At 73.3% G+C, this 9,003-nt stretch carries 7 protein-coding genes; 3 read left to right on the top strand and 4 right to left on the bottom strand.

Annotation, left to right across the window (positions count from 1 at the left end):
- Positions 1 to 337 precede the first annotated feature (337 nt).
- Positions 338 to 1,204, top strand: coding sequence for an alpha/beta fold hydrolase (locus tag ACZ6C1_RS22525; protein ID WP_469242974.1), 867 nt, complete (start codon positions 338 to 340; stop codon positions 1,202 to 1,204).
- Here ACZ6C1_RS22525 and ACZ6C1_RS22520 read toward each other — a convergent pair.
- From ACZ6C1_RS22520 to ACZ6C1_RS22510, 3 genes are all read right to left on the bottom strand, one after another.
- The gene (locus ACZ6C1_RS22520) at positions 1,191 to 2,789 is read right to left on the bottom strand and encodes a transporter (protein ID WP_469242973.1); all 1,599 of its coding nucleotides are present in this window, start codon (positions 2,787 to 2,789) and stop codon (positions 1,191 to 1,193) included. The genes ACZ6C1_RS22525 and ACZ6C1_RS22520 overlap by 14 nt on opposite strands.
- Positions 2,786 to 3,577: an ABC transporter ATP-binding protein gene (locus ACZ6C1_RS22515; RefSeq protein WP_469242972.1), complete on the bottom strand. Its 792-nt coding sequence runs from the start codon at positions 3,575 to 3,577 to the stop codon at positions 2,786 to 2,788. Before ACZ6C1_RS22515 ends, ACZ6C1_RS22520 begins: the two co-directional genes overlap by 4 nt.
- Positions 3,578 to 3,670: 93 nt before the next feature.
- A complete protein-coding gene (locus ACZ6C1_RS22510; RefSeq protein ID WP_469242971.1) occupies positions 3,671 to 4,348 on the bottom strand; it encodes a bifunctional DNA primase/polymerase in 678 nt (225 codons plus the stop codon).
- Positions 4,349 to 4,716: 368 nt separating this feature from the next.
- On the opposite strand from ACZ6C1_RS22510, the gene ACZ6C1_RS22505 reads away from it, so the two are divergent.
- Together ACZ6C1_RS22505 and ACZ6C1_RS22500 are read left to right on the top strand one after the other, a co-directional pair.
- Complete coding sequence (locus tag ACZ6C1_RS22505; protein ID WP_469242970.1) at positions 4,717 to 6,099, top strand: transcriptional regulator; 1,383 nt, start codon at positions 4,717 to 4,719, stop codon at positions 6,097 to 6,099.
- Positions 6,100 to 6,251: 152 nt separating this feature from the next.
- Complete coding sequence (locus ACZ6C1_RS22500; protein WP_469242969.1) at positions 6,252 to 7,649, top strand: flagellar basal body-associated FliL family protein; 1,398 nt, start codon at positions 6,252 to 6,254, stop codon at positions 7,647 to 7,649.
- Positions 7,650 to 7,665: 16 nt separating this feature from the next.
- On the opposite strand, the gene ACZ6C1_RS22495 is transcribed toward ACZ6C1_RS22500, so the two are convergent.
- Positions 7,666 to 8,937: an ABC transporter substrate-binding protein gene (locus ACZ6C1_RS22495; RefSeq protein WP_469243001.1), complete on the bottom strand. Its 1,272-nt coding sequence runs from the start codon at positions 8,935 to 8,937 to the stop codon at positions 7,666 to 7,668.
- Positions 8,938 to 9,003: the final 66 nt, after the last annotated feature.

Raw genomic sequence — 9,003 nt, 5'->3', positions numbered from 1 at the left:
GGGTGGGTTGATAAAGCGTCATCCCCAACTCGCCGGGACCCACCACCCCACCCCCCCCCCCCCCCCCCCCCGCCCTCCCCCCCCCCCCCCCCCCCCCCCCCCCCCCCCTCCCCGACCTCCCCTGTGCTGACCCGGAGCCCCGAGCTCTCAGGGTCGTCCCCCTCGGACCGTTTTCCCCGAGCGGCCCGCCTCCCGATGAAGATCTCCCCTCGGCGACGGCCGTCAATCCTTGAGCGGGGTCACTCGAACGAGCGGTGTTGCGGGCGGGACCCCCGTTTTCGAATGCAGGTTCGATAGTCTGGCTCGCGCACGTGAACAGAAGGGGGTGTCAGGACACATGGTGCGACGCATCGACCTGACCGGAGCCGACGGCTTACGCCTCGCCGCCTGGGAGTTCGCCGACCCGCCCAAGGGCCGGGCACCCGGGGACGCCGAGGCGCCCGGAGTGCTCCTCCTCCACGGACTGATGGGCCGCGCCTCCCACTGGGCCTCCACCGCCCGCTGGCTCGCCGAGCGGTACCGGGCCGTCGCGCTCGACCAGCGCGGGCACGGACGCAGCGACAAGCCCGCCGAAGGTCCCTTCACCCGCGAGGCGTACGTCGCCGACGCCGCCGCCGCGATCGAACAGCTCGGACTCGCCCCCGCCGTCCTCATCGGCCACTCCATGGGCGCCCTGACCGCCTGGCAGCTCGCCGCCGAGCGCCCCGACCTCGTGCGGGCCCTCGTCATCTGCGACATGCGGGCCTCCGCCCTCGGCGCCGCGTCCCAGCGCGAATGGGAGGACTGGTTCCGCTCCTGGCCGCTGCCCTTCGCCACGCTCGCCGACGTACGGAAATGGTTCGGCGAGGACGACCCCCGGGTGGAGCGCCCCAACCCCGCGCGCGGCGCGTTCTACGCCGAGGTCATGGCCGAGGGCCCGGACGGCTGGCGCCCCCTGTTCTCCCGCCGCCAGATGCTCACCTCCCGCGAGACCTGGGTCTACGACGCCCACTGGGACTCCCTCGCCCACGTCCGCTGCCCCACCCTCGTCGTCCGCGGCCTGGACGGCGAACTGGGCCGCGCGGAGGCCCAGGAGATGGTCCGCGTCCTGCCCCAGGGGCGGTACGCCGAGGTACCGGACGCCGGCCACCTCGTCCACTACGACCAGCCCGAAGGCTGGCGCACCGCCGTCGCGCCCTTCCTGGAGGACGTCAGCCCTTGCTGACCGCCGTCAGGATCTCCGGGAGCCGGGCCGCCGTGCGCGGCGCCGCGAGCCGGAGGCCCGCCCGCGTCAGCAGCGTGCCCCAGCCCGCGCCCAGCACGAGGAGGAGCAGGCCCGCCGACATGCCCGCCCCGGCCGAGTTCAGCCAGACGGTGAGGGCGATCAGGGGGGCGCACAGCAGCGCGGCCGTGACCATGCCGCCCAGGATGGAGATCCACGCCAGTCCCGCCTGTCCCGGCGCCACGTTCTTGAAGCCACTGTCCTGCGGGATCGAGTAGGGGAAGCGGGACGACGCCACCGCGCCCGTTCCCAGCATCGAGCCCAGCACCCCGAACGACAGCCCCAGTGCCTCCGGCAGCGTCCGCCAGTCGCCCAGCACCGCCGCCGTCAGCGCCGTCACCAGCGCCACGAACGGCAAGGTCACCAGCAGCAGCGCCAAGGCCCGCGCGCGCAACTCCTCATAGGCGTCCCGCGTCGAGGAGATCGTCATCGCGACCATCCAGAAGGCCGACGTGTCCTGGCCGAACTGGTTGTACATCTGGACGCCGAGCATCCCCGCCGCGAAACACGCGAAGTACACCGACCCCGTGCCCTGCAGCGCGTTGAACAGCGGCACGATCAGGCCGATCGCCAGCGACGTCACCCACGCCGCCTTCGTCTTCGGGTCCCGCGCCACATAACGCAGACTCCGCCGCATCACCGTGCCCGTACGCCCCTCGGGCCACAGGCGGGCGAACTGCCCGGCGGAGGCCGCCGACTCACGGCGTGACGGACGCGACGCCGCCGCCAGTGTGGAACCGTCCGGGGCCGTCATCAGCTTCACCAGGCTCCGCCGCCACGCGTACAGCAGCGCCCCCAGGGCGGCCACCGTCAGCAGCAGCCCGGCCACGGCCTCTCCGTACGCGCCCTCACTCGCCGAGTCGACCGCGGCGAACGCCGACGCGGGCGGAATCCACCGCACCACCTCCGCCGCCGGGTCCAGCGCCGACAGACCGCCCGCCCGGCCCAGCCGCTGCACACCGAAGTTGACGAACTGGATGCCCACCGCGATCACCAGACCGCTCAGCACGGCCAGGTCCCGGCCCTTGCGGGACGTCAACAGCCGGACGTTGCCGGCCGCCACCGCCCGCGCCAGCGCCACGCACACCAGCAGCACCAGCGGCACGGCCACCACCGCCACCACCACCGCGAACGCCCCGTGCGCCAGCGCCACCGCCGACCCGACCGCCAGGCACAGGGTGAACAACGGCCCGATCCCCACCAGCGACGACACCAGCAGCGCCCGCACCAGCGGCCCCGGCCGCAGCGGCAGCATCACCAGCCGCGTCGGATCCAGCGTTTCATCCCCACTCGGGAAGAACAGCGGCATCACCGCCCACCCCAGCGCCAACAGCCCCGCCAGCAACACCGTGACCGTGGCCGCGTGCTCACTGCCCCGCAGCAGCACCAGCCCCAGCAACTGCCCCGCCGCGAACAGCAACGCCAGCACGGCCGACGTCACATACGCCGCCCTGCGCCCCGCCGACTGCCTGAGCCCATTGCGCAGCAGCGACAACTTGAGCCGTACGAAAACCCCCGTGAGCGTCACCGGGCACCACCCAGCCAGTCCAGCGACTCGCCCGTGTCCCGCCCTTGCGCACCCACCAGCTCCAGGAACGCGGCCTGCAACGACGGCGCTTCACCCCGCACCTCGGCCAGCGTGCCCTGCGCCCGGATCCGGCCCCCCGCCATCACGGCGACCCAGTCGCACAGCGACTCCACCAGCTCCATCACATGGCTGGAGAACACCACGGTCGCACCCGACGCCGTGTACCGCTCCAGAACCCCGCGGATCGACTGCGCCGACACCGGGTCCACGCCCTCGAACGGCTCGTCCAGGAACAGCACGTCCGGGTTGTGCAGCAGCGCCGCCGCCAGGCCGATCTTCTTGCGCATACCGGTCGAGTAGTCCACGACCAGCTTGTTCTGCGCCCCCGCCAGGTCCAGCACGTCCAGTAGCTGGGCCGCCCGCTTGTCGACCTCGTCCCCGGGCAGCCCCCGCAGCCGCCCGGTGTACGCGAGGAGCTCCCGCCCCGACAGCCGCTCGAACAGCCGCAGCCCCTCGGGCAGGACCCCGATCCGGGCCTTCACCGCGGCCGGATCGCGCCACACGTCGTGCCCCACCACCTCGACCCGCCCCTGGTCGGGTCGCAGCAGCCCCGTCACCATCGACAGGGTCGTCGTCTTGCCCGCCCCGTTCGGGCCCACCAGCCCGATGAACCGGCCCGCCGGAAGCGCCAGATCGATCCCGGCCACGGCGATCTGTTCGCCGAACCGCTTCCACAGTCCCTCGACCCGCACCGCGGGCGCGAGCCCGTCCTCCACCTGGTCCGGCATGGTCACTGCCTCCGTAGGTCCCCGTCGATACGGGGTCAGCCTACGTACGCGCCGGGACGCGGACAGGGGGCGAGACCGGCAGTCGGATGAGGGTCAACCCTGCCGGGACCGCGCGTCGGCGGCCTCCCGGGCGCACGCGTACGCCAAGGGACAGATCAGCTCCTCGACATCGGGCAGCCAGCGGTTCGCCGGCGTGGGGCGGCGCGCCCACTGCACCGCGCCGTGACCGCCCACCCGGGTCGGCGGCGCCGCCACGTACTGGCCCTCGCCCCGGGCCACGAGGTCGATCCCGCTCGGCGACCAGCCCAGCTTGCGCACCAGGTCCGGCACCTTGGCGGCGGCCCCCGGCAGGACGAAGAACATCATCCGGCGGTCCGGGGTGCAGGTGACCGGGCCCAGCGTCAGGTCCATCCGCTCCATCCGCGCCAGCGCCAGGAAACCCGCCGACTCCGGAACGTCCAGGGCGTCGAAGGTACGGCCCGTCGGCAGCAGGATCGACGCCCGCGGCTGCTTCCCCCACAGCCTGCGCGCCACCACGGCGCTGCCCGTCGCCTGGGTCGCCCAGTCCGGCCGCGCCGGGTGCGCCCCCGCCGCGGGGCACGCCGTGTCGCCGCACGAGCACCGCTCCGTGCCGTCGACCGCCTCCAGCCAGGTGCCGGGGAACACGTCCCAGTGCCGCTCTTCCGCATACCGCACGGCGCAGTCCAGCAGCTGCTCGCCTCGCTGCTTGGGGATCTGTGCGGCTTCCGTGACTCCGATGGTCTCTTCCACGAAACAACTCAACTCCCCACCTCACCCCGGGTTACGGGGCGCGGGAAGGGAGGCCGAGGAGCATCGATTCGCCATCCGGGGCGCATGGATGCACGGACGGGGGCGCGCGTGGGGACCGGGAGCGGTGGGCGGGTAGCCACAGTCGGAGGAGGTGACTGCTCTCCCACTATGGCGTGATGTGTCGGCCTTCAACGGCACTTGGTGCGGGACAGGCTCTTCCCATGCCTTCCGCTCGCTTCGGTAACTGTGCGTGCCCTTCTCCACGGTTCATCGGTTTCGTCAGTATTCGCAGGTCAACTTCTGCATTCTCCGTATATCAGCCGGGCAGTGATCAGCGGGACTGATCACCGCGGCAACAGGGGGTAGTCATGGCAGCGAGGCCGCTCGTCGCCCGTCAGCCGAACGAACGGCTGCAGGCTCTCATCCAGGAAGCGGGGTGTTCCAACGCCGGGCTCGCCCGCCGCGTCAACATGGTGGGGCAGGAGCGCGGACTCGACCTGCGGTACGACAAGACGTCGGTGGCGCGCTGGCTGCGCGGCCAGCAGCCGCGCGGGCGGGCCCCGGGGATCATCGCCGAGGCCCTCGGCCGCAAGCTGGGGCGCACGGTGACGATCGACGAGATCGGCATGGCCAACGGCAAGAACCTGGCGTCCGGTGTGGGCCTGCAGTTCTCGCCGACCGTGCTCGGAGCCATCGAGCAGGTCTGCGAGCTGTGGCGCAGTGACGTGGGCCGGCGGGACTTCCTGTCCGGCTCGACGGTGGCCGCCTCCGCGCTGGTCGAGCCCAGCCGGGACTGGCTGATCACCTCCGCCGACCCGCAGGTGGCCCGGCAGGCCGGGGCGCGGGTCGGGACGGCGGACGTCGAGGCGGTAAGGGCGATGACGGCCGCGCTGGTCGAGCTGGACCACCGGTTCGGCAGCGGTCACGTGCGGCCCGTGGTGGTGCACTACCTGAACAGCGTGGTGTCGGGGCTGCTGTCCGGCTCGTACCGCGACACCGTGGGCCGCCGGCTGTTCGCGGCCGTCGCGCGTCTGACGGAGCTCGCCGGCTACATGGCGGTGGACACGGGACAGCCCGGGCTGGCGCAGCGGTACTACATCCAGGCGCTGCGGCTGGCCCAGGCGGCCGGGGACCGCGGGTACGGCGGATACGTACTGGCCGCGTCCATGAGCCACCTGGCGGCCCAGCTCGGCAACCCGCGGGAGATCGCCCAGCTTGCGCGGGCGGCGCAGGAAGGGGCGCGGGGGCACGTGCCGCCGAGGGCGGAGGCGATGTTCCTGGCGGCCGAGGCGCGCGGGCACGCCCTGCTCGGCGATGTGCGCACCTGCCAGGAGGTGGCGGCGCGGGCGGTGGCCGCGATGGACCGGAGCGACCCGGGTTCGGGTGACGACCCCGCGTGGATCGCCCACTTCGACCGGGCCTACCTCGCCGACGAACTGGCCCACTGCTACCGGGACCTGGGCCGGCCGGAGGACGCGGCGCGGGCGGCGACCGAGGCGCTGGACGGCCTCCCCGAGGCGCGGGCCAGGCGGCGGGCGATCGGCCTGGTCCTGCTGGCCACGGCGCAGGTGCAGCAGCGGGAGGTGGAGGCCGCCTGCCACACGGGCACGCGCGCGGCCGAATTGCTCGGCGCGCTGCGGTCGTCGAGGGGTGCCGAGTACCTGGAGGACCTGCAGCAGCGTCTGGAGCCGTACGCGGACGAGCCCGCGGTCCGCGAGTTCGGTGCGCGGCTGGAGCTCCAGGCCGCCTGACGGGTCTCGCGGGAGGGCTGACTTAACAGCGTTTCGACGAGGGTTCTTGTTACTGCTGCCACACACGTGTGCGCGCGCTCTGCGTCACCCGGTAGCGTGAGCCGACGCTTCCGTAGGTTTGCAGGTTTACCCGTTCACACGTAGGAGTCCCGGTGACGCAGAGCGGACAGGGCCAGGAGCCGCACCTTCCCGCGGCGCGGCCCGCGCACGAAGGTGTCGTGCTGCCCGCCGACGGCAGTGAGCCCTGGGGCGCGGCCGCCGCCGGGCCGGCCGGGGGCCGGCCGTGGGGCGGCCCCTGGGGGCCGCCGGACGGGCAGCAGCAGCCGGGGGCGTACCAGCAGCAGCACCAGGAACCCGGGGGCTACCAGCAGCCCCACCAGCACCAGCACCAGCACCAGCAGCCGCACCAGCCGCAGCCCCACCAGCACTCGCCGCAGCCCCAGCAGTACCCGCAGGGTCAGGCGTACGGGACCGTCGCCCAGCCGCTGCCGCCCGAGATGCCGCCGGGGGCCGCCGACGCGGACGCCACCCAGTACCTCCCGCCGGTCGCCGCTCCGGGTGCCGGGCCGATGCCCATGCCGATGCCCGCGCCCGCCGAGAGCCCGGCCGAGTCGACGCAGTTCCTCGGCACCCGCCCGGCGGCGGCCCGGGACGACGACGCCACGCAGTACATCGCGCCCGTCCCGCCCCAGCCGTCCGGCGCGCCCTTCGGGATACGTCCCGGGGCGCCGGGCGACCGGCAGCCCCCCGCGGAGTTCGACAGCCTGTTCCGCGACGGCGCGGCCGCGACACAAGCCATGCCACCGGTCGGTGCCCACGCTCCCCACCAGCAGGGCCGGCAGCCGTACCAGGCGCCGCAGGCACCCCAGCCCGCGCAGCAGTACCAGGAGCCCTACCAGGAGCCCGCGCCGCGGCGGTCCTCGAAGCTGCCGCTGATCGCCGCCGTCGTGGTCGGCTGCGCCGTCCTGGGACTCGGGGCCGGTGCCCTCCTCAGCGGCGGTGAGGACGACAAGAAGGCACCGACCGACAAGGCCGGTGTGGCCGCCGCCAGTTCCCCGACCCCCGGCACGGGCGCCTCGCAGCCCGCCCCCGACCCGGCCAAGGCGCAGGCGGAAGCGCTGGACAAGCTCCTCGCGGACAGCAACAACAGCCGCGACACGGTGATCCGCTCCGTCGAGAACATCAAGAAGTGCCAGAGCCTCGACCAGGCCGCGACCGACCTGCGCGGTGCCGCCGGGCAGCGCCGTGAGCTGGTGACCCGGCTGCAGGGCCTGACCGTCGACAAGCTCCCGAACCACGCCGAGCTGAGCGCCGCGCTGACCAAGGCCTGGCAGGCGTCCGCCTCGGCGGACGACCACTACGCGGCCTGGGCGACCGAGGTCAAGGGCAAGAAGGGCTGCAAGGGCGGGAAGGCGCGCAGCACCGGCGAGTTCGTCCAGGGCAACGTGGCCAGCGGTGAGGCGACGACCGCGAAGCGGAAGGCTTCCGCGCTGTGGAACGGCATCGCGGGAACGTACGGCCTGACCCCGCGACAGCCCGCCCAGCTGTGATCCGCGCGGACGCGGCCTAGAGGGCGGCGGCCTCGCGGAGCGTGGGGCCGACGTCGACGAACCCTTCCCTCTGCGCCACCAGCCGCCCCTTGCGCACGACTTGGAACGTGACCTGGTGGTTCACCACCCGGGGTGTGCCGGGTGTACCGAGCATGTCCTCGTAGCGCCAGCGCAGCGGCGGGGTGAGGCCACCGGTGTCCACCCGCACCCCGCGGGTGAGCGCCTGGCTGATGACGCCCGGGGTGATCTCCTCGTCGCCGAGGGACTCGACGACCTTCGTCAGGACGGTGTACGCGATCCAGGTCGTCTGGACGCCCGCGTCGGCCGGGTCGATCCGGTTGTCGGCGAAGGCGTGCTCCCGGAGCACCTGCTTCATCGTGTTCCAGCGCTCGTCGCCCGCGTCCGGGTACCAGCCGGTGATGTAGGCCCCCTCGAAGGGGCCGTTCGCCCCGCCGGTGCGGTCGATGAGCGGCTGGTCGACGCTGCCGAGGACCGAGGAGACCTTGACGTCCCGGCCGTCGGGCGGGAGCCGGCGGAAGGAGTCGAAGAAGTTCGCGGTGTGCTCGCCGAGCGCGGCGGTGACGCAGCCGCCCTCGTCGCCGACGCGGTCGCGGGACTGCCGGGCCTCGTCGGTGTACTCGCCGGCGTCGTCGGCGGCCGGGATGTCGGCCGCGGTCCGGTGGTGTCCCTCCGCGAGGCCCGCGTTGAGGATGTACGGCAGGTCCGCGCCGGTGACCGTGTCGGGCCGGACGAGGGAGACGCGGTCGCACGAGTCCGCGAGCTGGATGCCGTTCCCGGCCAGCAGCGCGGCCTGGCCGCCGTTGACCGGGTAGGAGACCGAGCTCCGGAACTCGTCGTCGGTGATGCCGTAGCCACCGATGTACGGGATGGCGGCGGCCTCCAGCACCGGCATGAAGGCACGGCCGTGCTGGCTGTACGAGCCGACGACCGCGACCACGTCCTCCTGGACCGCGCGCCGGGCGCACGCGGCGGTCGTCGTGGCCTCGTTGCCCACGTTGCAGGTGATCACCCGGAGCTCACGGCCGCCCACTCCGCCCCGGGAGTTGATCCAGCGGGCGTAGGCCTGCCCCATGGCGGGCATACCGGGCATATTGGTCGCGAGGGTGCCCTCGGGCGCCCAGGTCATGACGGTGATGGGCTCCCTGGAGCCCCCCGTGGCTCCAGGGAGGACCCCGCACCCGGCCAGGAGGCACGCCGAGCCGACTGCCGCCGCGGTCCTGATGAGGGAGAGGGTGGAGGAGAAGCGTCGCCTGCCGTTACCGGTCATGGGCATGCACAATTCCGCCCCATGGGTAACGCGGGAGTGAGGGTGGTTCAACGCTGGGTGACGCCG

This window comes from Streptomyces sp. NPDC041796, from assembly GCF_055590785.1.
This window is presented reverse-complemented; position numbering and strand designations above follow the sequence as displayed.

Bases quoted from the DNA above. Each gene is read 5' to 3' on its own strand.
- ACZ6C1_RS22525 (WP_469242974.1), top strand. From the start codon at position 338: ATGGTGCGACGCATCGACCTGACCGGAGCCGACGGCTTACGCCTCGCC.
- ACZ6C1_RS22515 (WP_469242972.1), bottom strand. From the start codon at position 3,577: ATGCCGGACCAGGTGGAGGACGGGCTCGCGCCCGCGGTGCGGGTCGAG.
- ACZ6C1_RS22505 (WP_469242970.1), top strand. From the start codon at position 4,717: ATGGCAGCGAGGCCGCTCGTCGCCCGTCAGCCGAACGAACGGCTGCAG.
- ACZ6C1_RS22495 (WP_469243001.1), bottom strand. From the start codon at position 8,937: ATGACCGGTAACGGCAGGCGACGCTTCTCCTCCACCCTCTCCCTCATC.